General features: G+C 49.1%; 21 protein-coding genes, 2 tRNA genes, 3 rRNA genes and 2 pseudogenes. 16 read left to right on the forward strand and 12 right to left on the reverse strand.

Annotated elements, in window-relative coordinates:
• Positions 1–130 precede the first annotated feature (130 nt).
• Positions 131–499, reverse strand: coding sequence for a periplasmic substrate-binding domain-containing protein (locus MCON_RS04125; RefSeq protein WP_157863666.1), 369 nt, complete (start codon positions 497–499; stop codon positions 131–133).
• A gap of 199 nt (positions 500–698) precedes the next feature.
• Between MCON_RS04125 and MCON_RS04130 the strand changes: the two genes are divergently transcribed.
• Both MCON_RS04130 and MCON_RS04135 read left to right on the forward strand, forming a co-directional pair.
• A complete protein-coding gene (locus MCON_RS04130; RefSeq protein WP_157863667.1) occupies positions 699–1,148 on the forward strand; it encodes a helix-turn-helix domain-containing protein in 450 nt (149 codons plus the stop codon).
• Between the two features lie 110 nt (positions 1,149–1,258).
• Positions 1,259–1,879, forward strand: a complete 621-nt coding sequence (locus tag MCON_RS04135) for a transposase (RefSeq protein WP_202795827.1) — start codon at positions 1,259–1,261, stop codon at positions 1,877–1,879.
• Here MCON_RS04135 and MCON_RS04140 read toward each other — a convergent pair.
• From MCON_RS04140 to MCON_RS04165, 6 genes are all read right to left on the reverse strand, one after another.
• Positions 1,872–2,999, reverse strand: coding sequence for an ABC transporter substrate-binding protein (locus MCON_RS04140; protein WP_013718775.1), 1,128 nt, complete (start codon positions 2,997–2,999; stop codon positions 1,872–1,874). The two genes, MCON_RS04135 and MCON_RS04140, sit on opposite strands and share 8 nt — an antisense overlap.
• Positions 3,000–3,064: 65 nt before the next feature.
• Entirely contained in the window at positions 3,065–4,432 is a 1,368-nt protein-coding gene (locus tag MCON_RS04145) for an MATE family efflux transporter (RefSeq protein ID WP_202795828.1), read from the reverse strand.
• A 20-nt stretch (positions 4,433–4,452) separates the two neighbouring features.
• Complete coding sequence (locus MCON_RS04150) at positions 4,453–5,055, reverse strand: class I SAM-dependent methyltransferase (RefSeq protein ID WP_013718777.1); 603 nt, start codon at positions 5,053–5,055, stop codon at positions 4,453–4,455.
• A gap of 50 nt (positions 5,056–5,105) precedes the next feature.
• On the reverse strand, positions 5,106–5,603 hold the full coding sequence (locus MCON_RS15095) for a PadR family transcriptional regulator (RefSeq protein ID WP_013718778.1): 498 nt from the start codon (positions 5,601–5,603) through the stop codon (positions 5,106–5,108).
• Between the two features lie 161 nt (positions 5,604–5,764).
• Positions 5,765–6,778: a methyltransferase gene (locus tag MCON_RS04160; RefSeq protein ID WP_013718779.1), complete on the reverse strand. Its 1,014-nt coding sequence runs from the start codon at positions 6,776–6,778 to the stop codon at positions 5,765–5,767.
• Between the two features lie 54 nt (positions 6,779–6,832).
• Complete coding sequence (locus MCON_RS04165) at positions 6,833–7,900, reverse strand: ABC transporter substrate-binding protein (protein ID WP_013718780.1); 1,068 nt, start codon at positions 7,898–7,900, stop codon at positions 6,833–6,835.
• A gap of 91 nt (positions 7,901–7,991) precedes the next feature.
• On the opposite strand from MCON_RS04165, the gene MCON_RS04170 reads away from it, so the two are divergent.
• The 3 genes from MCON_RS04170 (at position 7,992) to MCON_RS04180 (ending at position 8,830) form a co-directional block, all read left to right on the forward strand.
• The gene (locus MCON_RS04170; RefSeq protein ID WP_013718781.1) at positions 7,992–8,162 is read left to right on the forward strand and encodes a hypothetical protein; all 171 of its coding nucleotides are present in this window, start codon (positions 7,992–7,994) and stop codon (positions 8,160–8,162) included.
• A gap of 9 nt (positions 8,163–8,171) precedes the next feature.
• Complete coding sequence (locus tag MCON_RS04175; protein WP_013718782.1) at positions 8,172–8,504, forward strand: type II toxin-antitoxin system RelE family toxin; 333 nt, start codon at positions 8,172–8,174, stop codon at positions 8,502–8,504.
• 239 nt (positions 8,505–8,743) lie between these two features.
• Positions 8,744–8,830: transfer RNA gene (locus MCON_RS04180), tRNA-Leu, on the forward strand.
• 156 nt (positions 8,831–8,986) lie between these two features.
• Here the strand turns inward: MCON_RS04180 and MCON_RS04185 are convergent.
• From MCON_RS04185 to MCON_RS04195, 3 genes are all read right to left on the reverse strand, one after another.
• Positions 8,987–10,477, reverse strand: coding sequence for a pyridoxal phosphate-dependent decarboxylase family protein (locus MCON_RS04185; protein ID WP_013718783.1), 1,491 nt, complete (start codon positions 10,475–10,477; stop codon positions 8,987–8,989).
• Between the two features lie 546 nt (positions 10,478–11,023).
• Positions 11,024–11,719, reverse strand: coding sequence for a dihydrofolate reductase family protein (locus MCON_RS04190; protein WP_013718784.1), 696 nt, complete (start codon positions 11,717–11,719; stop codon positions 11,024–11,026).
• A 30-nt stretch (positions 11,720–11,749) separates the two neighbouring features.
• Complete coding sequence (locus MCON_RS04195; protein ID WP_013718785.1) at positions 11,750–12,010, reverse strand: transporter suffix domain-containing protein; 261 nt, start codon at positions 12,008–12,010, stop codon at positions 11,750–11,752.
• Between the two features lie 559 nt (positions 12,011–12,569).
• Between MCON_RS04195 and MCON_RS04205 the strand changes: the two genes are divergently transcribed.
• From MCON_RS04205 to rrf, 7 genes are all read left to right on the forward strand, one after another.
• Positions 12,570–12,752 carry a hypothetical protein gene (locus tag MCON_RS04205; protein ID WP_048131868.1) on the forward strand — a complete coding sequence of 61 codons (183 nt, stop codon included), beginning with the start codon at positions 12,570–12,572 and terminating at the stop codon, positions 12,750–12,752.
• Between the two features lie 362 nt (positions 12,753–13,114).
• The gene (locus MCON_RS04210; protein WP_048131870.1) at positions 13,115–13,306 is read left to right on the forward strand and encodes a hypothetical protein; all 192 of its coding nucleotides are present in this window, start codon (positions 13,115–13,117) and stop codon (positions 13,304–13,306) included.
• A 311-nt stretch (positions 13,307–13,617) separates the two neighbouring features.
• Positions 13,618–15,645, forward strand: a complete 2,028-nt coding sequence (locus tag MCON_RS04215) for a SpoIIE family protein phosphatase (protein WP_162144994.1) — start codon at positions 13,618–13,620, stop codon at positions 15,643–15,645.
• Between the two features lie 522 nt (positions 15,646–16,167).
• Positions 16,168–17,638: ribosomal RNA gene (locus tag MCON_RS04220) — 16S ribosomal RNA — on the forward strand.
• A gap of 125 nt (positions 17,639–17,763) precedes the next feature.
• Positions 17,764–17,836, forward strand: a tRNA-Ala gene (locus MCON_RS04225).
• A gap of 126 nt (positions 17,837–17,962) precedes the next feature.
• A 23S ribosomal RNA gene (locus MCON_RS04230) occupies positions 17,963–20,865 on the forward strand.
• A gap of 121 nt (positions 20,866–20,986) precedes the next feature.
• Positions 20,987–21,108: ribosomal RNA gene (gene rrf / locus MCON_RS04235) — 5S ribosomal RNA — on the forward strand.
• Together the 16S, 23S and 5S rRNA genes with 1 tRNA gene alongside form the textbook arrangement of a ribosomal RNA operon.
• Before the next feature lie 260 nt (positions 21,109–21,368).
• Here rrf and MCON_RS04240 read toward each other — a convergent pair.
• Together MCON_RS04240 and MCON_RS04245 are read right to left on the reverse strand one after the other, a co-directional pair.
• Entirely contained in the window at positions 21,369–21,596 is a 228-nt protein-coding gene (locus tag MCON_RS04240) for a type II toxin-antitoxin system HicA family toxin (protein WP_048131873.1), read from the reverse strand.
• Positions 21,577–21,786 carry a type II toxin-antitoxin system HicB family antitoxin gene (locus MCON_RS04245; protein ID WP_013718787.1) on the reverse strand — a complete coding sequence of 70 codons (210 nt, stop codon included), beginning with the start codon at positions 21,784–21,786 and terminating at the stop codon, positions 21,577–21,579. Before MCON_RS04245 ends, MCON_RS04240 begins: the two co-directional genes overlap by 20 nt.
• A 236-nt stretch (positions 21,787–22,022) precedes the next feature.
• On the opposite strand from MCON_RS04245, the pseudogene MCON_RS04250 reads away from it, so the two are divergent.
• From MCON_RS04250 to MCON_RS04270, 4 genes and pseudogenes are all read left to right on the forward strand, one after another.
• A pseudogene (locus MCON_RS04250) lies at positions 22,023–23,198 on the forward strand (IS1634 family transposase); the annotation flags it as partial.
• 63 nt (positions 23,199–23,261) lie between these two features.
• A pseudogene (locus MCON_RS04260) lies at positions 23,262–24,466 on the forward strand (IS3 family transposase).
• Positions 24,459–25,310 (forward strand): IS110 family RNA-guided transposase, encoded by an 852-nt coding sequence (locus MCON_RS04265; RefSeq protein ID WP_013718789.1) that lies wholly within the window; start codon positions 24,459–24,461, stop codon positions 25,308–25,310. Before MCON_RS04260 ends, MCON_RS04265 begins: the two are co-directional and overlap by 8 nt.
• 4 nt (positions 25,311–25,314) lie before the next feature.
• Complete coding sequence (locus MCON_RS04270; RefSeq protein WP_083804669.1) at positions 25,315–26,436, forward strand: IS110 family RNA-guided transposase; 1,122 nt, start codon at positions 25,315–25,317, stop codon at positions 26,434–26,436.
• Positions 26,437–26,739: the final 303 nt, after the last annotated feature.

The raw sequence follows: 26,739 nt of genomic DNA on the forward strand, positions 1-26,739 counted from the left end.
ATGTCTATAGCAAGATCGATCAAGTCGCAGGATATCGATACTATTTTGCAGTAATTTTTGTCATACTACCCGAATTTTTGAAAAAATGAACTGACTGCAGCTTATCGGGCCGCAGCAACAGTATCCAATTTTAAACAAAGGCCATCTTGTTCAATGCCGTTGGCGTTCCCATGGCCACTCCTCCGTAAGTATAGTAGAAGCTCACCCTGTCATCAGAGGCCCAAAAGGAGTCGATATAGAACAAAGGCAGAGATGGCAGGTCGCATGCGATGATCTCCTGAGCCTGACTGACCAGCTCTTTGCGCCTGGCAGGGTCCATCTCTGAAACCTGCTCATTTAGCAGATCAACAAGCTGCACATCTTCAGCGTAGCGTGAGCTGTAGAGCCCTGTTCCAATGATGATACGATTTAGGACTGAAGGATCAGCACCCATGCCGCCGTGATAGTTTATTGCCAGGTCGAACTTCCAGTCGTCAACCATGCTATCCTTGGTCTTCAAATCCATGCTGCGCAGGTTGACCGTGATGCCGCCAGACTCAAGCTGATGCTCGATCAGCTCTCCGAGGCGCTCTTCAGTGGGAGCTACTAGTACAGCCGGGCTGAGATGAACCTAACGATAAGGTTTTATATATAATCATTGACAGATACTCTACAACAGGGGAGTATCAATGCCGGGTCCGAAACCACCAGCAATCAACTTGAACGACGTCGAGCGCCAAGGGTTGGAATTGCTTGTTCGTCGGTATACTACAGGGCAGCAAAAAGTTATCCGAGCACGGATTGTTTTGCTGGCTGCGATGGGTAAGAACAATCGTGAAATCGCTAATGAATTAGAGGTTTCCTTGGACACTGCTCGATTATGGCGACGACGATGGCTGGACTTGCAGCCGATTTCTTTGGATGATCTGAGTATTGAAGAACGCTTGGATGACCTGCCAAGACCAGGAGTACCACCTCGTTTAACTGCAAACCAGATTTGTCAGATCCAACAGCTGGCTTGTGAGAAACCTGAAGAATCGGGACGTCCAATTAGCCAATGGACAAGCCGTGAGATTGCAGCAGAAGTAATAAAGCGGGGCATTGTAGATACGATTTCAGCTCGTCATTCTGCCAGGATTCTAAAAAAAATGACCTCCAACCGCACTTGATTCGTTACTGGCTAACACCTGCTCCGGACGATCAATTCGACGAAAAGGTAGACGATATCAATTCACTGTATCAACAAGCCATTAATTTGGCTCAAAAAGGTGAAGTCGTAATGAGCATCGATGAAATGACTGGGGTACAAGCTCTCGAACGCAAACACCCTGGATTGCCAATGGCACCAGGAAAAGTGGAACGCAGGGAGTTTGAATACATCAGGCATGGAACTCAATCATTCATCGTGAGCTTTGCGGTAGCCAAGGGAAAGGTTGACACCATTTCTTGCGGCGATACGCGCAATGAAGATGACTTCGTATCCCATATCAAGGAGGTGGTAGAAAGATCCTTATCCACATCCCGCTGGCACTTTGTCGCCGACAATCTCAATATCCATAAATCAGAGTCTCTTGTGAGGTATGTGGCAGATGTATCCGACTTGGACATCGACTTAGGAATCAAAGGCAGAGATGGTATTCTGAAGTCAATCGAAACTCGCGAATCATTCTTGGCCGATCCATCTCACTCAATTGTCTTTCACTACACGCCGATACACGCTTCTTGGATGAACCAGGTCGAAATATGGTTTAGCATTTTGGTCAGGAAGCTGCTCAGGCGGGCCAGCTTTGCTTCTATCAATGATCTGAACGCCAAGGTTCTGGCGTTTGTCGAGTACTTCAACAAGACAATGGCAAAGCCATTCAAATGGACATATCGAGGGAAGGCACTTACTATCTAAAATTGGGCTTATTTAAGCCCGGCTGTACTAGCAGCTCTATCTCCAGGCGTTCTCCATCCTTAGAGAAGTACTGACCATCTTTGGAATATCCCATTTCCTTCAGCAGTTCCTCTGCCTTTGCCGGGTCAAAGGAATACTGCTCCTGGTCGGGATTATACCATGGATGGTCTGAAGGCAGGATCCCGGGACAGCCTGCACAGCCAAAGCCCCGAAGGAAGATATCCACCAGAGCCTGGCGATCGATGGCGTAGTAGATGGCCTTCCTGAACCTGACATCAGAGAATGGTTCCTTTTTATGGTTTATGGCCATGATCATGGTCGTGTCATGTGACTCTTTGATATCAAATCCTTCTTTTTCCAGTGGTTCCGTTGTTTCAGCTGGCACGCTGGCAGCGTCGATGTCACCCTTCTTTAAGGATGCAGACGCCATCTCATTGCTGACCTTTACGAACTTGAGCTGCTTGACCCTTGGAGATCCCTGATAGTAATCCTCATTGGCCTTGTAGAAGTAGGTCCCTTGTGTCTGGTCATAGTCAACCAACCGGAAGGGACCAGTGCCTGTAAGTGCTTTTTCATCCTTGTAGTCATCGGGATCGCTCATATTCCTGTAGATGTGCAGAGGCAGGATTGGCTGAGCACCTGCCACCTGGTCCAGGAAGGGCGCATAGCTCTTTGTGAGGACGATCTTAACGGTGTTCTCGTCTATGGCTTCCGCCTTGTCAATGATGCTTGAGTCCACCAGCGGATAGGGATGATCTTTAGTATACTGGAAGGTAAAGGCCACATCATCTGCAGTGAAGGGCTCGCCATCGTTCCAAGTAACGCCTTTTCTCAGGTGGAAGAGATAGGCGTTCTCATCCGGCAGATATTTCCATGTCTCTGCCAGAGCGGGCACAAAGCCGTTCTGATCCTTCCATATCAATGTGTCGAAGATGAAGCTCATCATGATATACCCTCCGCCATGCGGGTAATGGCCGTAGGGCGAGGGGAATCCCTGATCGCCGCTTAGTGCGGCAACCGTAAGCGTATCCACTTTTTCATCGGCGGCCAGGACGTTGCTGCTGAGAATGAAGACCAGCAGGCCCATGACAGCAAAGCCGAGGGTAAGCGGGACTCTCATGAACGGTACCGCCCTATGCACACCACAGGGTCTAATTTTTTTCGTATTATCTCCTCCTGTCAATTTTATGCCTCCATTTGAATAATCTTTTGATCAATCACTCTTTTGACTGTTTTTTCTCTATACATTATAATTCGATTAAGCGTATAAATTGCAACAATGCTTGAGACCAAATACGATACAGGGAGTGCGAGAAATACGCCCCAAAGGCCAATCAGGAGAGAGCCAACATAAGCCATTGGGATGTACAAAATAAATGCTTGAGTAAGTGTCAAAATTGCTGCGTGTATTGGCTTTTTTAATACGCTCATTGCAGATGTTGAAATTGCCACAATCCCATACAGGCCATATCCTATTGGAACAATTGACAGATAAAGGCCTGTAACTGAAATAACCTCAGGATCATCGCTGAATATCGATCCAACTGTGCCACCCAAAAATGCAAACACTATGAACATAATCAAGCCCCATATCAGGGAAAATCGGTAACTGAATTTCGTCCCAGATTTGATGCGATCGAACTTACCTGCGCCCCAATTCTGACCGATAAAAGGACCTACCACGCTTGCGAGAGCCATAATAACTATAAGGGCAAACGAATCCATTCGAGTCGCAATGCCAAAACCAGCAACAGCGTCCGAGCCATAAGTAGCCACTATTCTGGTAATAAATCCGGCAGCAAGGGGGGTGATTATCATTGCTCCTGCATTGGGCAAACCTATGTAGAGAATTTGAATCCAGGAAACAAGGATGGAATTTAACGAGGGAATATCAAACGAAAGCATCCTCTCGTTATAATACAGAAAATACAATGACATAATCAGGGTTAGGGCCCGTGCGATTACTGTGGCCATTGCAGCGCCCGCAATTTCAAGACGTGGAACCGGGCCGATTCCAAAAATCAAAATTGGGTCTAAAATAATATTTGCGCCAGCTGCAAACATCATGATGAATGCGGGTGTTTTTGTATCTCCGGCTGCTCTAATTGCGTTGGTTCCAACCATTGGGACTACAATGAAAACCAAACCGAGATACCATATTACCATATACTCTCTGATATACGTTATGATTTCTAAGGAAGCTCCTAAGAAATGGAATAAAGGGTTGATGGTAAGAAGACCAATTGGCACAATGAAGCCCACGAGTAACAGCGATAGAACTATGCTATCCGTCGTCAGTCTTTTTACTTTATTGCGATTTCCCTCACCGATTGAATGTGAAATCACAGCAGAGGCTCCAATGGCAACTGCGTGGGCCAAATTGTTTACGAAAAGGACAACAGGGAAGGTGAAGCTCATCGCCGCTAGCTGGCCGGTTCCCAGCTGGCCGACAAAAAAGGTATCTGTCAAATTAAAAATAATCATGCTAATAGTTCCAAAAATCATGGGGATTGTCAGCATGATCAATGTTTTTGGTATGGGCCCTTCAATCAACCGAGAATTCCTGTCCGTCATCATTTTTTAATAAATTGGATCATATAATTGAACCCAAGATCCGCTAGGCTTGTCTTTTCAAAGCCGTAACTATTGATACATCCTTCGAGCTCTTCTGGTGACTGACGCATATGCACCGGCGGACCGAAAGGCTGGATTTCTCTCTTGCAGTTGATGATTACAATTCGCCCACCGGGCTTTAAGACGCGGCGAATCTCGTTGAACAAAACGCCTTCTACATCGGCCAGTTTGAATATGTGAAGCACTGTCGCCAGGAAACAAACATCGATGCTGCCATCTTCGATGGGCAACGGGGCGGTGATATCTGCGGCGATTGCCCTTAAATTATTCAACCTAAGAGAACCGGCTTTTTCAGTCAGATCATCTATGCCGTCTTGCCACCTATCCAGCGCAAATACCTTGCCTGAATTCCCGACGATCTCTGAAGCTCGAATGGCATAATCTCCAGATCCACATCCCATGTCGAGGAAGCAGTCGCCCTCTCTGAGATTAAGCTCACTGAAGACCTGCTCGGGATCGTGTATCCAGAAGCTACTTCGGCATCGTCTGTGTCCGTTTTGTCCATAGCGATTTTCACCATCATAATGATTCAGATCAGTCATAGTTGCCCTCTACACCTGAAGCCAAAACTCAGTTTTCTTTTGAAATACTTCTAATCAAGTTTTTTTAGCTCATCCCTGGCCTGCAAGAGGATGGATTCTATTTTTCCTCGCCCAACACCTCTACGCGAAAGCTCAGCGACTTCACGAATTAATGACTCAAGGAGTTTCAACTGTTCTATGTCCTGAGAATGAACACCTCTATGAGTGTCATGCATCTCATTCATGAGGGCCTGGATATCGCTATCTTCAAAGGTTTCGTTGGCCAAAGCTATTGATTGATGAATCTTCTTGATAAACTCGTGTTTTGCCTCTTTTATCTGAGCTATGTGCTCTTTGCCGGTCTCAGTCAGGCTGTAGTAGGTCTTGCCATCTTCGAACCTGCCTAAGACCCAGCCTTCCCTCTCCATCTTTTTTAGTAATGGGTAGATCGATCCTGTGCTGGGTTTCTCTCCCGTGATTGCTTCCACTTTCTTTATTAAATCATAGCCGGATACTTCACCCCCTTTTATGATATGAAGCATCAACATCTTCAAGAGACCAGTTGCCATTATATCGATAACGACATGTCAGTATAGATATATATGCCTTTTGGTTAACACTTATCCGAGTTTTGGTATTGATTAGTATGAATATATTACAACTACTTCATATAAAAGCTATCAACATCTCGCTCATAATTTTAAAAAAAATAGATTAGAATCACGCCCTCTTATTTTCGAGCAATGTCGATATCCATTGGTCCCCATCCGGTTCGAAGAGTGCGAGACCGCACCGATCTGAATCCAGCATTCAGCATGGCATCGGCAATGAAGCCCTGCTCGAAGGCCATCATCGGGCCGTTCATGGCCCAGCCCACAGTACAGAGCACATAGAAGTCCGGCTTCGTTCCCTCATCAGTAAGGCCTTCAGAAAGGTTCACGAAAAGGCCGCCGGGATTGAGGGCCTCGTAGATCTTCTTCATCACAGAGTCCATATTCTCCCGGGCGAAGTTGAGGGTGGCACTTGCCCAGATGAGATCGTAACCCTCGCCAATGGGATCAAGATTGTAATCTCCTGCAAGAACCTCCATCCGGTCCTCCATTCCATACTCTTTGATGAACCTCTCCGCAACTTCGACTACAGGCTTTCGGTCAAAGATCACTCCCCTCATGGTGGGATGCTTTGCGACCATTGAAATTCCAAAGATGCCTGGACCGCCGCCCAGATCCAGCATCTTTCGAAATGATGCAAACTCAGGCTGCAGAGAGATCAGCTCTGACATCTGCTGGGCAATGCCCGCGCGCTCATTATTGGCCATCCAGGATGCAAACTGGCTCCATTTTTGAGGATCGGCATCGTCCTCCGGAGGCTTTGCCGGCGGTCCCTCTCGGATCATCTTTGTCAGGTTTGCCAGCATCGCATCGGTCATGGAGGCCTGATGGGCAAACCCCTCTCCTAAGTAGGTTGGGCTTCCCTCAACCAGAAAAGCCTGTGCAATTGGTGCGTTCCGATAGAGGCCGTTATGCTTTTCTATCAGGCCGCAGGCAGCCAGGCCATTTAAAAATAGCATGGTGTTCCGGGATTGACCTCGGATCTCCTTCGCCACCTCCTCTGCCGATTTGGGCTCGGATAGCTGGTTAAAGACATTTAGCTCGATTCCACTCATCATCAGCTTAGCTTTAATAGGAGCATAAAGCATCCTGTAAAGCTCCTCGCAGCTGACATTTACCTCTGGCAGATTCATTGAAATTTCTCCTATTTCTGAAGTTGTATTGGGCGATCACTTGACAAGATCAATTCAGGTTATTTCCAGGTAGCGCAGAAGCAGCGCGTCCATAAGCTCGTTTGCCTTCTCATCGTCCACGCCGTAAAGCTCTTTGAAGTAATTGCCAATCCACTCTTCAAGATCTATGTCCTCGAAGCGATCCGGATAGATAGCTTTCGCCGCTATCATCAAGTTAATTGGAAACTCCAGTCTCTCGTCCATTATCGGTGTGGCCGTAAGGGAATAAACCCGCCTATCTTTAAGGGCCCTAAGTTCCTGGACTTTCCCAAATTGCTCTTCATTGTACATCACACTGGGAGGATGGTAGCCGGAGTATGTCGGCAATATTATTACATCGGGATCTATGGATAAAAGGCGCTCGGCGGAGATTAGCTCGGTATTGTCGCCGTCATAAGCGTTCTTGGCATTGATTATGTCCTCCAGGAAAGCAGACTCTATGGTATCTGTGCCGAAAGCATAGCCTGCGCCTCCCCTATCCTTTGCATAGGATGGTGCGCCGAAGTACAGCACTCGTGGCTTGTCTTCATCTGCAATGTCTTTGGTCCGCTCCCTGATCAGTTCTACCTGCTCGTTCATGAGGGCGACAATTTCCTCTGCCTTCTCCTGTTTTCCAAATACCTCTCCCAAGAGCCTGATCTCTTCATATATGGTGCCGACGCTGATATCATCGTAGCAGTCCGCATACTTCAGCACAACTACGGGAATCTCCAGGCGCTTTGCGGCGTCCAGGAACTTAGCTGTGTTTTCCTCATCTGCGCCCTGATCCCTCATTATCACCAGGTCTGGATTAAGTGAGGCCACAACCTCTACGTTGGGTGCAACTCCTAGGGGCCCGCCAAAAGCTCCCACATTGGTGAGATTCCGATAATCCGGATTGAGCAGGAAGGAGATAAAGGGGCATATGCGATGGGTCTCGTTGTCGTATGTGTAGTTGCCATACCCACTATCTTTGTTGTATACGCTCCCGCCTACCAGCTTGTCCTGCACGCCGAATGAGTACATGGCAGTGTCTATGATTCCTCGGCTGATCGCGATGACCCTATGCGGATCCTCCGGGATCGAAACCTGGACTCCGCGCATGTCGGTTACTGTATGCTAACTTATGGGCTTAAATGGATGTGTCAGCCGGAGAAGAGACTTTAAGTATGCATTCAGCCAATATGTTAATCTAATGAGTGCAGTAGTTCAGCCAGCCTCAAAGAAGGAAAAATCTTCCTTAGAAGATCTTCAGGCAAATGAGTTCGCGTCAGGAGTTATTAGAGGCATAAAAGAGTTTAAGGCTGGGAAGGGAAAAGGCTATAGTGACAAAGATGAATTCTTGAACTCGCTCAGAGAACTGTAACCAAATTTTATGAGATGTATTTATTATAGAGTCCCTGAGTTTGACAGGCAATTTATTAAGTTAACAAGGAAAAACAAGGCGCTTAAAGACAGGTTCATTAATAAAATAGATCAGATTCTGATCAATCCTGATATGGGAGAGCCCAAAAGCCATAGGCTTAAAGGGGTCCGTGCTGTGCATGTCGATCCTTTTGTTATAGCATATACGATTATAGATGATTGCATTGTGTTTTTGTATTTAGGGCATCACAATGAAGCCTATGGGAAGACGGAGGAGATCCTTCAAAAGGACAGAACAATTGAGCTGTTGAAGGAAATAAACCTCCTATACGATTATCTGTAACAGATAGGAGAGGATGTCTTTTTCATTTAGTGTGAACCACCTCTGGGTATCGAATATTAGCGGCCGGAGAATCATCAGTTTGCAGTCGTCTTGATTCGTACCGAATTGGCCAATGGAGAATGGTGACAAGGGCGGCAGAAGAGATCAAGAAGAGGGCTCTTGACCTCGATTCAATGTCGCTAGAGCTATCTTAGAGCTGGGATCGGCTAAGCGAGCCGATCTATAACTCATATTTGCGAGCGGGGGTTTTCCACGCCCGTGTCAAAGGAGCAAGGTTGAGGGCCCTGTCGCGCGGGCGTTCGCGGGTTCGAATCCCGTCCCCCGCACTAATTTCTCTTTCTTGATATCGCTTATTGGGCTTCTCCTAGATTTGTCTCCAAGCCTGTTATACATTGCTTAGGAAGGCTTTGCACCTGGCATTCATCAGCCTAGACCCGGGACGGCAGCCAGCGCATTCGGGAATGAGCTTATAGCAATTTCCTTTAGCCCAGCTCATCTCCGATTCGAACTACTTCTCGCGCCAATAAGTCAAAGTCGCTCTGAAGGCTCCGATGATTTGTTATTGCAGCATGCAGGTACTTTTTGCCTTTGATGGTAACAATCGAGGGAACGGCAATCCCCTTTTCCTGAAGTTCTACCTCAATTTGCTTGTTGAGAAGATCGAGCATGGAATCGCTCATGTTTGATCGGATATATCGGAAGCAGACTACGTTAAGCGAAACTGGCAATGCCATCTCAAGCTGAGGAGATTTCTCGACCAAGCTAGCTAGATAATGAGCCTGGTCGATATTCTGTTGGATGAGGCGTCCATATTTCTCTGTGCCTTGTTCCTTAATAGTCATCCATGCCTTGAGAGCTTGAAAGCCGCGCGACAGTTCAAAACCGTAGTCAGAGAGCCAGGGCACGTCGATACCTGTCAATCCGCGCTCTCCTTCACCGTGTGCGAGATACGTCGGTGTCAGTGAGAACGTGCGACGGTGTTCATCGGCGTCTCTAATAAACACGCAGCCGATAGGATACGACAGGTACATCCATTTATGGAGATCGAACGCCAGAGAGTCAGCTCTTTCTATGCCGGCGACAAGGTGTTTCGACCTCGGTGCTATGGCCGCCCATGCACCGAATGCACCGTCGACATGCAGCCACAAACCCTCCTTACTGCATATTTCTGCAAGAGCCTCAAGATCGTCAATGGCTCCGGTGTTGGTAGTTCCAGCGACTCCAACAACACAAATTGGATGGTACCCACCCTCGCGATCGGTCTTGATTGCTTCCTTTAAGGATTCCAGGTCGATTTGCATGGATTCGTTTACAGGTACGCGGCGCAGCGCTCTGCTTCCAAAGCCGAGCAGCTCAACAGCTTTCTGGATCGATGAGTGAGCTTCTTCTGAGCAGTAGAGAGTCATTAGCTGCGGTGCAGCCCGCATGCCCTTGCTTCGCAGGTCAAACTGGGCTTTAGCATTTCGAGCTACTGCTAATCCGATGAGGTTCGAAGCGGAGCATCCACTTGTAATAAGGCCGCTGGCAGTGGCAGGGTAGCCAAGCATAGTCTTGCACCAGTCTAGAACCTGCATCTCCACGTAGTTGTTGCTGAGGTAGGAAAAGGAGCCACTAACGGCATCAGTTGCAGCCGATATCAGCTCCGCAAACATCCCCATCACGGTTCCGGTTCCAGCTACCCAGCCCCAAAAACGCGGATGGCTGTTGCCGATCTGGTAAGGCAGTATGTACTGAGTGAACTCCTGATAGATCTCTTCTGGTGTTTGGGGGATAACAGGGGGAGATCCCGCAAAATGTGCCTTTACATCAACCGGCGCATGTTGCCAGGCCGGTCGGTCCCGCAGCGTCTCCAGATAGTCCATCATGTCGTCTAGAATTCGGTGGCCTAACATGCGCATGGATTCCCAGTCCTCAGGGTCAAGAGATTCTTCTGCCGATTTTCCTGGCATCACATCGGTCTCCTTCATGATCATATTCTCCTCCTAAGCGTATTTTCAAGGTAGTGATTTGCAGAGGGTAGAAATTACTCGCGTCTATCCCTGCTACTTCTGATAGATTCACTCCTATCATCTCATTTATTCTTGCACATAGGATTAAGGCAATGAGAACTTTTAAGATCCTGGTCTGCAACGTGGCTGATTAAGAAAGATTGGTAAACATGCCTGTAAAACCATCATACGACTCCAAATCCCTTATTCGGGCTTATAACTGCCATGTCAAAATAACGTCTACACCAAGGGATTTCTATAACGAAGTTGCCAGGCACTACAACACCCCACGCCCTTCATTTCAGCAGTTGCTCAGCTATGGGCGGCACCACTTTACAAACTATGAGCAGCTATGCAGGCAGTTGCATGATGACGGCAAGGCAGTCTCTCAACTTAGAGAGAAGGCGAATGATATCTTGCTGGCTGCCCCATGGTGGCCAAGGCGGTAAATGATGCAGTGTCATGGCATGGAGGGAGGAAGGCGGAAGAATTCTATTTAAAGACTTCATTTGGGCCGCATTTCCCGCCAGGCTATCGCCGGACCTCATAGCGCAGCCACATCACATCACCTTTGAGCTTCTCTGTCTTCATGAGTTGGAGCGAGATCGTGCCCTCTGCCCCCTGGCCAGGAGCCCCATCCGCGGCGGCCGGCAGGTCGGGGGCGCGAAAGATGCTGCTCGTCGTCTCTCCCCCTACGAGGCTGGGATAGATGAGCACGCTTACCTCATTTACCAGCCCCTGGCGGAGGAGCAGGCCGTTCAATGTGCCGCCCGCATCCGCCCGCACCACCCTTACGGCATAGCGAGAGCACAGCTCCTCCAGGGCCGTCCTCAGGTCCACATGATCCTCGCCGGTGACTATGCAGTCGATATGCCTCTGTTTGAGATATTCGAGATAATCATCGGGCGTTGACTTTGAGCACAGGGCCACAAAATGGCGCCAGTAGGGAAGAGTCCTCAGATAATGCCAGGTGCGTATGCGCCCGCGGCTGTCAGGGATGACCAGAATCGCCCTCTTGTCGCCCGGATCCATTTTAGGCGGGACAAAAGCGCTCTCATCTTCCGGCGGGGCAACGCTCGCGGCCTGGAGAAAGGTGTGAGATCCGGCAAGTGTGGCATCCTCCTTCCATATGGAAATCAGCTCGTAGTACTGTTGCAGGTCCATGGGAAAGCCGTCTATCCTGCCGTCCAGGCTGACGGCATTATGCAAAATTACACGGGGCAACATAAGATCAGCCACCCTCTTGCACACGCTGGTTTAAATCTTTTTCAGCAATCCGGAAAGGCGGGATCGCCAATCGACTTTCCGATACTTTGCTATCGCCTCGCGGCCCAGGATGAGGACCGAGAGCCAGAATGAACCCTCCGCTAAAACGACCACGGCGGCGGAGAATGCTATCTTGCCCTCAGCGGAGAACGGGGTGAGCGGCACGAGAAGCAGGAATCCGTAGAAGGCGAAGGAGAGAATGAATAGGGCCATTCCCAACCAGCGCTTCAGAATTTGAGCATCATATTTCATGGGTCCCACATCCTAGTGGCTCTGAAAGCACTTGAATTCTAGCATTAAGGATGTTGCTGGGATCGAAGAGTACAAGGCCGGAGCCGTCAGGGTGATACATCTCGTCCTGGTTTGATTCATGACGCCCTATCCCAGGCGGCGGATCGGCGTTGGGCCAGGGATATGATGGCGGGCACGGCGGGATAACCGGAAGAGGCAGAGGATCCCGACATCAGGCTGGCGGAGCTGTCTTAAGATCTGCTGAATAACGGAAGGCCGATCTCTGGCAGCCGGCTTTGCTGCCCCGGGAAATTCGTTGGCTGGATATAGAGCGGCCAAAAGACATTGGAACTGCCACATTTGAAACCTTGCGGATCTGCGAGAAGAGTTCGAATTACTCGGATGGAGGATTATCCTTCTGGAGGCAACGACCCGAGCATGCAACTAAAGGATCGCTCAACCGTTAAAGAAAAGGAGCCTCATGGTTGCAGCGCGAAAATCATCGAAAAATGTCTGAAGATCTCTTAGGGAAAGGGTAATAGATGAGCATGTCTAAAAGATGGCCACTAGGAGAACTCGTATGACTCTGAAAGTAGAAATCAAGGAAAATAAGCTCTTCATAGAAATTGACCTGGAAAAACCAACCCCATCGTCGTCCGGCAAAACCCTTGTTGTTGCAAGTACACATGGGAATATCGTTACTACCGCTAAAGTTGATGATAAGCCGATTACCCTCGGATTGAATGCCTATATTAAGCCTTGAGCAACTGCAGAGCTTCTCTTGCCATGCGGCGGGCTCAGGTCGAGGTGAAGGTGGAAAGGGTTATATTTCTCGACCATCGCTCCTCGTTTGTGAGCTTTAATAAAGGTCTCTACAAAAAAGGGAGAAGCTATTGGCTTATCGCTAAATCTAATTGCTGACGCCGTGCATCTCCAGCGGCTCCCGTTGCTCATTCACAGCCCGCATCAGATCTCAGTCTGACGGCTGGATTCCGAGGGCCCTCAGGAGCTGATAGTCATGTCTCGGTCCTCGTCGGAGCACCGCAAGGAGTTCCCGGTCAATCTGTCGTTCTCTGGAAGTTAGCAGCATTCATTGCAACCTCCTGGAGGCGCTTTGCCTCTCTTTTGTATTTCTCCGAAAGCTGGGTCTGGATGTACAGCCTTTCTTTCAGCCTGTCATTCTCTTCTCTCAGCTCTTCGATTGCTGTTGAAGAGTTATTCCTCTTCGGCCGGGTTGTATTGTCTTTCCCGGGCGGCCTCGATCACAGAAAGGAGATATTTGGAAAGGGGAGCTCCCGCGTTTTCGGCGATCTTTGATGTCTTTCTACATCAGCTGCAGAGGGGGCAATCAGTTGGATGACGCGGCCTTTATATTGTATGGGGGGCATGCATGAAAACGGTGGAGAAAACATATAGCAATTATGAAAAAAAGGGAGAGAAAAAGCTTATACCATCAGATCAATCAACACCATCGTATGCTGCTGCCCTCCCAGGGCTCTGAAATGATAGCCGCAGTGATGGCAAAGTGGTAGCGATTTGATAATAGATATGAAGAGATAAAGCGAAGAATGAGCTGCTGACGTCTGGGTTTAAAAAGAAAAATGGAAAGAATGGCTGGCATCAAAGGATTGGGATTCAAGATTTTCGTGATTTTGGCAGCCTTTGCCCTCTTGCCGCTCTTTTACGTGGGCATCGTTTCTCTCCTTGAGATGGATCAGGCATCCCGTGATGTTCAAGAGAACATAACACAACTCAGCGTATCCCTGAACCGCTCCGCTCTATTGGTGATGCCCAATGAGGCTGATCAGGTTCAGCTCGCCATTGCCAAGGCCAATCAGTATAACGAGTTCTTCGGGAGTCTGGCTCATCAGAATGAGCTGGTGGCCAGTTATGCCAGCAGCTTCTCGGAGAGCGATAGCTGCGTTCCGCCTGGCATATGGATTGCGCCAACCAGCTCAAATTTCACTCCTGGGATGAGGAATGCCACCATAAGATCCTTGTGCGTTCCTGCAAGGGTCATGCAGTCGTTGCATGAGACCGAGCCTGTGCTCACCCTCTCCTACATTGGAACAGAAGACGGGGTGCTGGTCACCTGGCCTTATAGCACTGATTCCTTGAAGAGCACTGCTCCATTCAGCTACAAGGACACGCCCAATTATGCATTGGCCAAATCCAGAAAGAAGACCATCTGGACAGGACCCTATGAGAATGATGAGGGCGACAGGATGATGACGATCACCACACCCTTCTTCCGAGAGGGCGAATTCGCGGGCATCATGGGGATGGATGTGTCAATCGAGTCCATCTTCACAGATCTCTCCATGATGAGAGGCAGAGGCTATCCATTCATTATCGACGGGACTGGCCTGATAGTAGCTCGGTCCAATAACAAGCCGGACGAGCCACTAAATATCATATTCGGCTCGGAAAACCTATCTGAGGCTGCCAGTCCTGAGGTAAGGGCGGTAGCAAAGAAGATGCTTAAAGGAAGCTCTGGATCTGCCATTGTTGCTTTGGGGAGAGATGATGGATATGTGGCATATTCGCCCATAACCACCCCTGGCTGGATCCTGGGCATTGCTTATGCCTCGGAGGAGATGAGCCTTCCCGCCCGGTTCATCGATGCCGGCATCAAGGAGGTGGCTAGCAGTGCGACCCAGGGATTGAGCGACTCCTCGCGAAGAGTAAGGGATATGGCCCTCAGTGCTTTTGCCATAACCGTCATTGCAGTGCTGGGAGCAGGATTCCTGATTGGCAGGAGGATTGAGGAGGACATCGATTCTTTAGCCCGGATGGCGGAGAAGATCTCGCGAGGAGATTTCGATGTCCGGGCGAATACCTCAGGAGAGCTGGCGGATCTGGCTTGGGCCTTCAACAGCATGGCATCAGACCTGAAGCATTACGCAGCTGCTCTGGATACAGATGCCCTCAAGCTGAGCGGCTCGGGCATGAAGACCGACTTTATCGATGAGGTAAAGCTCAGTTTAGTGTCTTCCGTTCTTCCTGAGGAGGAGGGATATGAGATCGAGGCTCTCTACAATCCCTCAAGCACGAATCGTTTCGATCTTTATGATGTCTCTAGAATGGATGATAAGATCGCCTTGGCCATGGCGGGAGTGGGAGGAGATGGGATTCAGGCGGCCATGCTCGCCATTATGTCGCGAGCTCTCATCCGCGCCTGTCCGGAAAAGATGGGGCCATCCAATACCATAAGCAAGCTCAACTCTCAGATCAGCCAGTACGGTCGGGGCACGAATCTGGCCTGCTTTTATGCCCTCCTTGATCCTTCCAATCATATCTTAGAGTATGTGAATGCCGGTTTTAATCCGCCTTTTATCGTTGATCCTGGTGGTATGGTGGATACGCTGGGTGGAGGAGGAATAGCATTGGGCATGCTAGATCGGCTGGAGTTGGAGGAGACGTGCATACCCGTTCAACCTGGGGATGTCATGGTCATATATTCTGATGGGGTTGTCGAGGCCGAGAACGAAGATGGGGAGCCTTTCGGATTGGAGAGGCTCATTAATCTGGTCATAAACAATCGCACTCTATCCGCAGAGGAGATTCTATGGATCGCAGAGAAGGAGATTCAGGGTTTCTCGGTGGGGTCAATGAATCCAGTTGATCTCGCTATGATAGTTATCAAGCGAAGATGAATTGGCGAAGGAAGCAGGCATTTAGCCTGTTTGCGGCAACTTTAAATAGCATTGTCTGAATGGGGTAGAGGCCGATGTGGTGGGTTCACTGGATCGTCATTTGGCTCCGATCATAACCGGAATGTTTGAATGGCGAAATCCTTAAATAGGAACTTCGATCACAACTCGGAGCCGAAAGAGTTCATCCTTTTGGCCTGATCCGCGAATTCACTTGAGGATTGCTCAGATGAATCTCGCAAAGGTCACAAAATATAAATAGGAGAAACTCCTTTGGCGATGGGCCAATACTGGATGCAGAACAAAGCTCGCTGAAAGGCAAGCTTTAAATAATAGAGCTGCCTACAGTAATGGGCCGCTTAGGCATCGCATCCCTAAGGCTGCGACCCTGATTTAATGATGGGCCGACTTCCAGGTTGCGATATACGGAACAAGTGGAGACGCGAGTTTTTTCGTGTCTGACAATGGTCTTGGCGACTCAGCCAATTCCGATTGGTTCGGAATATAACGAAAACTTCCTAGAGAATTCTGGTTGATCCTGCCAGAGGTTACTGCTATCGAGGTTCGACTAAGCCATGCGAGTCGAATGTAGCAATACATGGCGAACTGCTCAGTAACACGTGGACAACCTGCCCTTAGGACGGGGATAAACCCGGGAAACTGGGTATAATACCCGATAGGTCTCGATTGCTGGAATGCATCGAGATTTAAAGCTCCGGCGCCTAAGGATGGGTCTGCGGCCTATCAGGTAGTAGTGGGTGTAGCGTACCTACTAGCCTACGACGGGTACGGGTTGTGAGAGCAAGAGCCCGGAGATGGATTCTGAGACACGAATCCAGGCCCTACGGGGTGCAGCAGGCGCGAAAACTTTACAATGCTGGCAACAGCGATAAGGGAACCTCGAGTGCCAGGTTACAAATCTGGCTGTCGAGATGCCTAAAAAGCATTTCATAGCAAGGGCCGGGCAAGACCGGTGCCAGCCGCCGCGGTAACACCGGCGGCTCGAGTGGTAACCGTTATTATTGGGTCTAAAGGGTCTGTAGCCGGCCGGATAAGTCTCTTGAGAAATCTGGCAGCTTAACTGTCAGGCTTTCAGGAGATACTGTCTGGCTCGAGGCCGGGAGAGGTGAGAGGTACTTCAGGGGTAGGGGTGAAATCTTGTAATCCTTGAAGGACCACCAGTGGCGAAGGCGTCTCACCAGAACGGACCTGACGGCAAGGGACGAAAGCTAGGGGCACGAACCGGATTAGATACCCGGGTAGTCCTAGCCGTAAACGATACTCGCTAGGTGTCGGCCACGGTGCGACCGTTGTCGGTGCCGTAGGGAAGCCGTGAAGCGAGCCACCTGGGAAGTACGGCCGCAAGGCTGAAACTTAAAGGAATTGGCGGGGGAGCACCACAACGGGTGGAGCTTGCGGTTTAATTGGATTCAACGCCGGAAATCTTACCGGGACCGACAGCAATATGAAGGCCAGGCTGAAGACTTTGCCGGATTAGCTGAGAGGTGGTGCATGGCCGTCGTCAGTTCGTACTGTGAAGCATCCTGTTAAGTCAGGCAACGAGCGAGACCCACGCCCACAGTTGCCAGCGTACTCTCTGGAGTGACGGGTACACTGTGGGGACCGCCGCTGCTAAAGCGGAGGAAGGAATGGGCAACGGTAGGTCAGTATGCCCCGAATATCCCGGGCTACACGCGAGCTACAATGGTTGGTACAATGGGTATCTACCCCGAAAGGGGACGGGAATCTCCTAAAACCAATCTTAGTTCGGATTGAGGGCTGCAACTCGCCCTCATGAAGCTGGAATCCGTAGTAATCGCGTTTCAACAGAACGCGGTGAATACGTCCCTGCTCCTTGCACACACCGCCCGTCAAACCACCCGAGTAGGGTCTGAATGAGAGCGCTTTCTTTGGAGGCGTTCGAATTTGGGCTTTGCAAGGGGGGTTAAGTCGTAACAAGGTAGCCGTAGGGGAATCTGCGGCTGGATCACCTCCTAACGTTACGAGCATGCAAAACAGCATGCCGCTCTCTGAGCCAATCGGAAGCTGAAATGTCGATCAAGACCATAGAAAAAGAAATCTATCCAGCCAAATTGATAATCATCTGCTGGGCAGGATTTGGGGCTTGTAGCTCAGCTGGTAGAGCGCCGCCTTTGCAAGGCGGAGGCCCTGGGTCCGAATCCCAGCAAGTCCATTTGAACTAATGCACACATCGAGGCAGACTCGATGTGGAAGGGCCGAGGTCCGTAATCCGCAAGATTACGGTCCAAGGAAGCCGTGCACAAGCTTTGCGACCAGACGCTCACTGAGTTTAGTGGGGCATAAGCTGCTTATGCCAGCCAGGGGATGGCTCGGCTCAAGTGCTGAAGAAGGACGTGCCAAGCTGCGATAAGCCTCGGCGAGGCGCATGGAGCCATTGAACCGAGGATGTCCTAATGGGAAATCCTAAGTCTAAGACTTGATCCTCAAGGATCGGGAACGTCCCGGATTGAAACATCTTAGTAGGGACAGGAAGAGAAATCAACCGAGATACCGTCAGTAACGGCGAGTGAACGCGGTAGAGCCTAAACCGAATCCTGCAAGGGAGATGTGGTGTTATAAGCTGGTCTAAACGTTTTAATCTGGAAGTCGAAGTGGCCTGGAATGGCCTGCCATAGAGTGTGAGAGCCACGTAGTCGTAACAGATCAATACCGAGACCATGACTTGAGTACCGTGCGTCGGAAATCGCGCGGGAATTTGGGGGTCACCAACCTCCAAGGCTAAATACAACTTGAGACCGATAGCGTAGTAGTAGTGTGAACGAAAGCTGAAAAGTACCCCAAATAGGGAGGTGCAAAGAGCCTGAAATTGGCTGGCGATAGTGCGTTAGGGCGCCAAAGGATCTTTCTTTCGAAGGAAACGGTGGCAACGCCGCAGTACGAGAGAGACTGCCAGCGTTCTAACATGCGTTTTGAAGAACGAACCAGGGAGTGCATATTGGCGGCGAGGCTAATTCTTTAACAGAGGAAGCCGTAGCGAAAGCGACAAGCGCGCATGAGAAGAGGCGCGACGTATACAAGTGCGTGCAGTCGTCCGTATGCGACCCGAAGCCGGGCGATCTAGGCGTAGGTAGGTCGAAGCGTGGCGAAAGCTGCGTGGAGGACCGTTTGAGGTGTTGATATGCAAATCGCTCTCGTGACCCGCGTCTAGGGGTGAAAGTCCAATCGAGGTCGGAAATAGCTGGTTCCTCCCGAAACATATCGCAGTATGACCTGGTCTGAGATAGTCGGCGGAGTAGAGCACTGATTGGGGAAGCCGGACTCGAAAGGGTCTGTTCTCTTGTCAAACTCCAAAACCGCCGTCGTCGTAGACGACCAGCAGTCCGGGCTGGGGGGTAAGCTTCTAGTCCGTGAGGGAGACAACCCTGACCGTGGTTAAGGTCCCCAAATATCGGCCAAGTGTCAACACTTAAGGGAGTCCTGGGTCATAAACAACTGGGAGGTTAGCTTAGAAGCAGCTATCCTTTAAAGAGTGCGTAACAGCTCACCAGTCGAGATTCAGGGCCCCGAAAATGGACGGGGCTAAGCCGATTACCGATACCACGGAGCACCGCAAGGTGATCTAGTAGGGAGGCGCTCTGCGTGGGCAGAAGCATCTGCGTGAGCAGGTGTGGACCGCGTAGAGACGAAAATCCTGGTAGCAGTAGCAGCAAAATCGGGTGAGAATCCCGATCGCCGTAAGGGCCAGGGTTCCTCGGCAATGTTCGTCAGCCGAGGGTCAGTCGGTCCTAAGACGTACCTTAATCGGAGTACGCCAAATGGGAAACAGGTTAATATTCCTGTACCTTTCAACATTAAAACTGACGCTTCCGGATATGTCAAGCGTCCTTGCCTGGGCGTTCAATCGTATAATCCTGTGGAGAGCCGTAATGGCGAGAACCAGGAGAAAGCGTGATGACGTAAGTTGGCAAATTCCAGGAGTCCGTGAAAAGGGAGTTGAAAGTCCGTACCGAGATCCAACACTGGTGCCCCAAGCTGAGAAGGCTAAGGCGTTTCGGCATATGCTAGCTAAGGGAATTCGGCAAATTAGCCACGTAACTTCGGGATAAGTGGTGCCTGCTTTGCAAAAAGCAGGTCGCAGTGACGAGGGGACTCTAACTGTCTAATAACAACATAGGTGATTGCGAATCCGTAAGGACTAGTACAATCACTGAATCCTGCCCAGTGCAGGTACCTGAAAACCCGGTTCAACGGGAGGAAGGGCCTGTCAACGGCGGGGGTAACTATGACCCTCTTAAGGTAGCGTAGTACCTTGCCGCTTAATTGGCGGCTTGCATGAATGGAACAATGAGAGTCTCACTGTCCCTAGCTGGTACCCGGTGAACCTTACATTCCAGTGCAGAGTCTGGAGACCCCTAATGGGAAGTGAAGACCCCGTGGAGCTTTACTGCAGCCTGCCGTTGGGCTGTGGTTCTGATTGTAGAGCATAGGTAGGAGACGTCGAAGCTCGGGCGCCAGTCCGAGTGGAGTCGCCCTTGGAATACTACCCTTTCGGAGCCGCCGCCCTCACTCTGAGAAGAGGACCTCGGTAGGTGGGCAGTTTGGGTGGGGCGCCACGCCCTTGAAAAGATATCAAGGGCGCCCTAAGGTTGACTCAGTTGGGTCGGAAACCCAACAAAGAGTGTAAAGGCATAAGTCAGCCTGATGTTACCTCGCATAGCAAGAGGTGATAAGACGAAAGTCGGGCTTAGCGAACCTCTCAGCTCTCTTGGTGAGAGCGTTAGATGACAGAAAAGCTACCCCGGGGATAACAGAGTCGTCACCGGCAAGAGCACATATCGACCCGGTGGCTTGCTACCTCGATGTCGGTTCTTTCCATCCTGGCCGTGCAGCAGCGGCCAAGGGTGAGGTTGTTCGCCTATTAAAGGAGATCGTGAGCTGGGTTTAGACCGTCGTGAGACAGGTCGGTTACTATCTGTTAGGGGTGTATTGCGGTCTGAGGGCAGGTTGGTTTTAGTACGAGAGGAACAAACCAACGGCACCTCTGGTCTATCGGTTGTCTGGCAAGGCATGCCGAGCAGCTACGTGCTCGCGGATAAGGGCTGAAAGCATCTAAGCCCGAAACCGCCCCTGAAAAGAGACCGCTTAGAGTACTCGTAAAAGACGAGTTTGATAGAGCTGGTGTGTACGCACCAAGGCAACGAGGTGTTCAGCTCGCAGCTACTAACAACTCTGCAGCGCTCCGCTAAGCTCGGGCGAAATCTGTGTCGCAAAGCAACGATATGCACGGCTTATAAGCCAAGATCCCTGGACTTAGGTCTAGGGTGGCAGAAATACCGGTTCGATTCCGGATCTTGGAATCGAGCATGGCGGCCAGAGCGACAGGGAAACTCCTGAACCCATTCCGAACTCAGAAGATAAGCCTGTCCACGTTCTGCATTGTACTTAGGTGCGCGAGCCCTCGGGAACTGTAGATCGCTGCCATGCTCACCTAATATCTTTTTATTAGAGCTTCAAGCCGAGCTTGGGCTCCAGAATTACTGCACATTAAACCCAACTTATCCTCGCTGCACGGATGACGGTTTCCATCTTATCGATACTGCACGGTCGATCGGGCTGCTGTGCGCCCGGAAAGGCGGCCGGACGGAGAGCTGCCGTGCTCACCTAACTTTCTTTTTTTAACCACAACTGGAGCTTAGGGCTCTCCGAATTGCTATTATCACAAATCCAGGCAACCATGCCGCATCCTATCTCTTCAGCAAATCCAGAAATTCCTTTTTGTTCATCCCGACATCATTCATGATCTCCCTCAGTATTCCTCGCCCAAGTTCTTCTCCAGGATGCACGGAGACTACGGTTTTCCTTCCATCTGGATGCTTCATGATGAGGTGGCTGCCCTTCTGTCTTACCGGCTGAAAGCCTATCTTGACGAGAGCTTTAATCACTATTTCGGCTTCAAGCGGTCTCAACTTCAACGACTTGCACTCCCACAAAGCTTCCCGCTGTACTGCCGCCTTCCGTTTCCAGATAGAGCGAAATTGCCTCTTTTATCCGGTTCATCAGATCGTCCAAGCTCTTGGCCTGAGTATGACAGCCTGGAAGTTCAGGAACGGTGGCAACGTAATAGCCATCCTCATCCGTTCTTACAACGACCTCGAAACGCATGCTCTAATATCCTGCCAATTTATTAAATGAATTTGTTGGTGGTTGTCTTACTTTGCAGCCTGGCCATGCAGCATGGTCGATGGGGCTGCTGTGCGTCCGGAAAAGACACCAAACGGGAAAGCTTCTGTGCTCTACCTAAATATCTTTTCTACGACTTCAAATCCCACATCCCGCAGGTGGCATTTCTTTTATGAAACATTTTTATGTTGACATGATCTTTTAAGTGGAAAAGGGATATGAAGGGGCTTGAAATGAAATTATCAACGCTATCGCTTGACCACTTAGGTTTAGTTGCCGCGATATTCGATGCTTTGGGAATTTCAGAGGTGATTGATGAATCGATTCCTAAGACTCGTAACTGCAAACTGAGCCATTCTGCGATAATAAAAGCAATGGTGATCAACGGATTGGGTTTCGCGGAACGCAGACTGTATATATTTCCCAGCTACTTTGAAAATTTAGCGCTAGAACGTCTTTTTAATCCTGGTGTTGTCCCAGAAGATTTTAACGAGGATGTTGTCGGCAGAACCCTCGACCGGATCAATAAATTTGGCTCGACGGCTCTTTTCAATAATATAGCCATGAAATGCATGCAACAGCTCGCTTTTGGCACTAATATCTACCATGTTGATACCACGAGTTTTGGTGTTCATGGCGATTACGAAGGACTGGACTGCAATCCTGCTATGGAGATAACTCTTGGTCATCCTAAAGACGGTCGCTGGGATCTAAAACAGTTCATTGTGAGCATGGTGACCAATCAATGCGGTATTCCTCTCTTTGTCCAGGCCCATTCAGGAAATAAATCGGATAAGAAAACTCTTATTGAGACGATTCAGATGTTCAAGTCTAATCTGGACTTCTCCGGAAAGAACTACTTTGCGGCAGATAGCGCCCTCTTCAGTTCCGAGAATATTCGTCTTCTTGGCGATAGCACTCTATGGATAACTCGCGTTCCAACAACCGTTCGTGAGGTTAAAGATCTTCAGAGACTAGATCTAGAGATGAAAACATGCTCTGATGATCGATATAGTATCTTTGAGACGGAAATTAACTATGGAGGAATAGATCAGAAGTGGGTTGTGGTCGATTCCAGAGAAATGCATGCTAGTAAGGCAAAGACTTTCGATAGACGGATCGGCAAAGAGTTCACTGAAGCGCGAAAATCGCTTAAGAAACTGGGATATATAGTTTTTGCGTGTGAAGCTGATGCCAGAAAGGCTGCAGATCGATGGATATCGGAAAATCCTCATTTCACACTAACTGGCTTAAGTATATGTGAAATCTCCAAACGCATCGACTCAAAGAGAGGCCGTCCAAAGAAGGATGAGCAGCTTGAGAAAGGCTATCTCATTGAAGGAGAAGTTCAGCGAAATGAGGCAACGATCGCTAACGAGAGATCTAGACTTGGCAGTGGAGTGAACCCCTCCGAGTGGACAAAAAGTTAAGCAATGCCGACTCATGGAGGGAAGTGCATGAAGAAGACCAGGCGGCGTTACGACCGGGACTTCAAGATATCAGTATTAGCCGAACTTGAGGCAGGCAAGCCACTTGCTCAGATCGCCCGCGAATATGGCATCCATCCGAGTCTTCCTTGCCGATGGAAGGCAGAGCTGGCTGAAAATCCCGAAAAAGCATTCATGGGTAACGGAAACAAGTACAAAGATCAGGCGAAGATTGCAGAATTGGAGAGACTTCTGGGCCAGGCTCATGCTGAAATTGACCTTTTAAAAAAAGCCTTCGCCATGACCCAGAAGAAGGTCCGCGAGGAGAGACGAAAGCCGATGTTGAGGGACGACATATGATCATTCAGGAAGCTCAATCAGATGGCCTTCTGTTGCCAATATCTCACTCCTGCTTGGCGCTGGATGTGAGTCGCAGCGGTTACTACGAGTGGTTGAAGCGGTCCGAAAAGTTCACTGCGGAGAATAGCGAATCTTCGGATCTGGTTAACCAGATTCAAGAGATAGCTTTGGAGTTTCCTTATTACGGGTACAGGAGAATTACAGCAGAACTTCAAAATCGCGGCTATGCGGTCAACCATAAGCGCGTGCTGAGGCTCATGCGCCAGGAGAAGTTGCTTTGCTATAAGAAGAAGTTCAAGCCGGTAACAACCGATTCCACTCATGGTCTGCCGGTCTATCCTAACCTTCTAAAAGGCAGGGAAATCACGGGACTGAACCAGGCATGGGCTTCTGATATCACTTATGTCCAGCTGCAGCACGAGCATATCTTTCTCGCGGTTATCCTGGATCTCTACAGCAGAAAGTGCATCGGGTGGGAGCTGAGCAGGAGCATAAGAAGCGATCTGGCCATGAGTGCTCTGGCAAAGGCATTGAAGAACCGTTCCAAGGAATCCCTTGAGGGTCTTATTCATCATTCTGATCAAGGCGTTCAGTATGCGTCCAAGGATTATGTAGACTGTCTTAAGGCGCATGACATCCAGATCAGCATGTCGAGAAAAGGAAATCCTTATGACAATGCTTTTGCTGAGAGTTTTATAAAAACACTGAAGGTCGAGGAGGTATATCTCAATGAATATGAGACATTTGAAGATGCATTCAGGAACATATGCAACTTTATTGAAAATGTGTACAACCATAAGAGGCTGCATTCAGCTCTCAATTACAGATCTCCGGTTCAGTTCGAAGTGGAGGTTGCCTTAAATACCATTGCTTAACTATTTGTCCATTATCAGGGGTGCAGTCCACCAATCTCTCGATTCTGCATGCATCAAGTTGGCCTCAGTTATCTCTGATATTTTTGGCAAGTCCGGGATGTACCTCTTGAATTGCGTTCTAGAAGGAAGAGAGATTGATGATATAATTGACGGCATTCCATCTGGACGACTTAAGAAAAAGGCGGATCAAATTAAAGAGTCTATCAAGAGTCGTCTGGATGTCTCTCAGGTCATTTTGATTAGGGGCTCTCTGAGCTTGATGAAATCCATCCAGGAGAGGATAGATGAGCTGGATGGGGAGATTAGCGCCAGAATTCAATATCGTAAGAATGATTTAGCCATTGCAATGTCTATACCTGGGACAGGTTTTGTTTCTGCTACTGCCATTCTGGCGGAAATTGGCAACTATACTGATTTCGAAAAGCCAGAGCAGCTTGCCGCATGGTGTGGCCTTGTTCCTTCTTTATATCAGTCAGCAGAAAAGACAATCCTTGGAGGGATAACCAAACAAGGCTCCAAGCATATCCGAAGAATGCTGATTCAGGTCGCCTATGCCATATCGAGAACCAAGGATTCCAAGCTGAAGAAATTCTTCTTGAGGATTCAAGCCAAGAAGGGATCTAAAGTAGCAGCGGTTGCTCTGGCAAGAAAGGTCCTATGCATTCTTCACCATCTTCTCATAAATCAAGAAATGTATCTTGAAGACAGAGATAAGAAGAATATGCATCATAAGCCCTTAATACCGCCGTCTCCTATTGAGATGTCGATCCAAGAGATGATTGACTACATCGTGCGGGCAGGTTATGTTGTTACGAAGAGCGATAGCATAGGAGGGTTCGGTTAAATCAATTTTTCGGGTTTTTCATGCGAATGGATGTGAACAGGTTGCCATAGAATCAACTGGAATCTATTGGCATCCTGTTCACTCTGTTCTTGAGGGAAAGATCGACTTGATTGTGGCGAATTCCTACAAAATTAAGCACACGCCAGGAAGAAAGACTGATGTCAGCGATTCCGAATGGATTGCTGAACTTTGTCTCAACGGCATGATTGAGCCTTCCAGGATTTTTCCTAAAGATGATCGAGAGTTAAGAAGGCTAACCAGAGCCAGAGAGGGTTACGTCAAGCAGATGACTCAGGAAAAGAACAAGATACACCAATCTCTCGATTCTGCATGCATCAAGTTGGCCTCAGTTATCTCTGATATTTTTGGCAAGTCCGGGATGTACCTCTTGAATTGCGTTCTAGAAGGAAGAGAGATTGATGATATAATTGACGGCATTCCATCTGGACGACTTAAGAAAAAGGCGGATCAAATTAAAGAGTCTATCAAGAGTCGTCTGGATGTCTCTCAGGTCATTTTGATTAGGGGTTCTCTGAGCTTGATGAAATCCATCCAGGAGAGGATAGATGAGCTGGATGGAGAGATTAGCGCCAGAATTCAATATCGTAAGAACGATTTAGCCATTGCAATGTCTATACCTGGGACAGGTTTTGTTTCTGCAACTGCCATTCTGGCGGAAATTGGCAACTATACTGATTTCAAAAAGCCAGAGCAGCTTGCCGCATGGTGTGGCCTTGTTCCTTCTTTATATCAGTCAGCAGAAAAGACAATCCTTGGAGGGATAACCAAACAAGGCTCCAAGCATATCCGAAGAATGCTGATCCAGGTCGCCTATGCCATATCGAGAACCAAGGATTCCAAGCTGAAGAAATTCTTCCTGAGGATTCAAGCCAAGAAGGGATCTAAAGTAGCAGCGGTTGCTCTGGCAAGAAAGGTCCTGTGCATTCTTCACCATCTTCTCATAAATCAAGAAATGTATATTGAAGACAGAGATAAGAAGAATATGCGTCAGAAGCCCTTAATACCGCCGTCTCCTATTGAGATGTCGATCCAAGAGATGATTGACTGCATCGTGCGGGCAGGTTATGTTGTTACGAAGAGCGATAGCATAGGAGGGTTCGGTTAAATCAATTTTTCGGGTTTTTCATGCGAAACGGCGGCGACGCACCTCGCTGCAAGCAGACGGGGCATCCGAGGCGTCGCCGCAAAAAGATAGTACTACTCGGATCTGATTCAATCCCTAAGTTGGACACGGATGCCCTTTATCCCCGATGCAAGCATCAGGGTATTCGCTTAAAAATAAAAATGTGTTAGGTGAGCGTGGCAGTTCCTTGCAGCTTGCCATCAGGGCGCTCAGTAGCCCAACGACCATGAAATATGGCTATGTGGGATTTTGTGATACTAAATTTAGGGAGCCCAGACACCATTT

The organism is Methanothrix soehngenii GP6 (assembly GCF_000204415.1).
In the GTDB taxonomy this organism is placed as follows: Archaea; Halobacteriota; Methanosarcinia; order Methanotrichales; family Methanotrichaceae; genus Methanothrix; species Methanothrix soehngenii.

What these genes read in the sequence shown, in the direction of transcription:
- MCON_RS04135 (WP_202795827.1), top strand. Translation starts at nt 1,259, where the DNA reads ATGAGCATCGATGAAATGACTGGGGTACAAGCTCTCGAACGCAAACAC.
- MCON_RS04140 (WP_013718775.1), bottom strand. Translation starts at nt 2,999, where the DNA reads ATGAGAGTCCCGCTTACCCTCGGCTTTGCTGTCATGGGCCTGCTGGTC.
- MCON_RS04150 (WP_013718777.1), bottom strand. Translation starts at nt 5,055, where the DNA reads ATGACTGATCTGAATCATTATGATGGTGAAAATCGCTATGGACAAAAC.
- MCON_RS15095 (WP_013718778.1), bottom strand. Translation starts at nt 5,603, where the DNA reads ATGGCAACTGGTCTCTTGAAGATGTTGATGCTTCATATCATAAAAGGG.
- MCON_RS04160 (WP_013718779.1), bottom strand. Translation starts at nt 6,778, where the DNA reads ATGAATCTGCCAGAGGTAAATGTCAGCTGCGAGGAGCTTTACAGGATG.
- MCON_RS04165 (WP_013718780.1), bottom strand. Translation starts at nt 7,900, where the DNA reads ATGCGCGGAGTCCAGGTTTCGATCCCGGAGGATCCGCATAGGGTCATC.
- MCON_RS04170 (WP_013718781.1), top strand. Translation starts at nt 7,992, where the DNA reads ATGAGTGCAGTAGTTCAGCCAGCCTCAAAGAAGGAAAAATCTTCCTTA.
- MCON_RS04175 (WP_013718782.1), top strand. Translation starts at nt 8,172, where the DNA reads ATGAGATGTATTTATTATAGAGTCCCTGAGTTTGACAGGCAATTTATT.
- MCON_RS04185 (WP_013718783.1), bottom strand. Translation starts at nt 10,477, where the DNA reads ATGATCATGAAGGAGACCGATGTGATGCCAGGAAAATCGGCAGAAGAA.
- MCON_RS04190 (WP_013718784.1), bottom strand. Translation starts at nt 11,719, where the DNA reads ATGTTGCCCCGTGTAATTTTGCATAATGCCGTCAGCCTGGACGGCAGG.
- MCON_RS04195 (WP_013718785.1), bottom strand. Translation starts at nt 12,010, where the DNA reads ATGAAATATGATGCTCAAATTCTGAAGCGCTGGTTGGGAATGGCCCTA.
- MCON_RS04205 (WP_048131868.1), top strand. Translation starts at nt 12,570, where the DNA reads ATGACTCTGAAAGTAGAAATCAAGGAAAATAAGCTCTTCATAGAAATT.
- MCON_RS04245 (WP_013718787.1), bottom strand. Translation starts at nt 21,786, where the DNA reads ATGCGTTTCGAGGTCGTTGTAAGAACGGATGAGGATGGCTATTACGTT.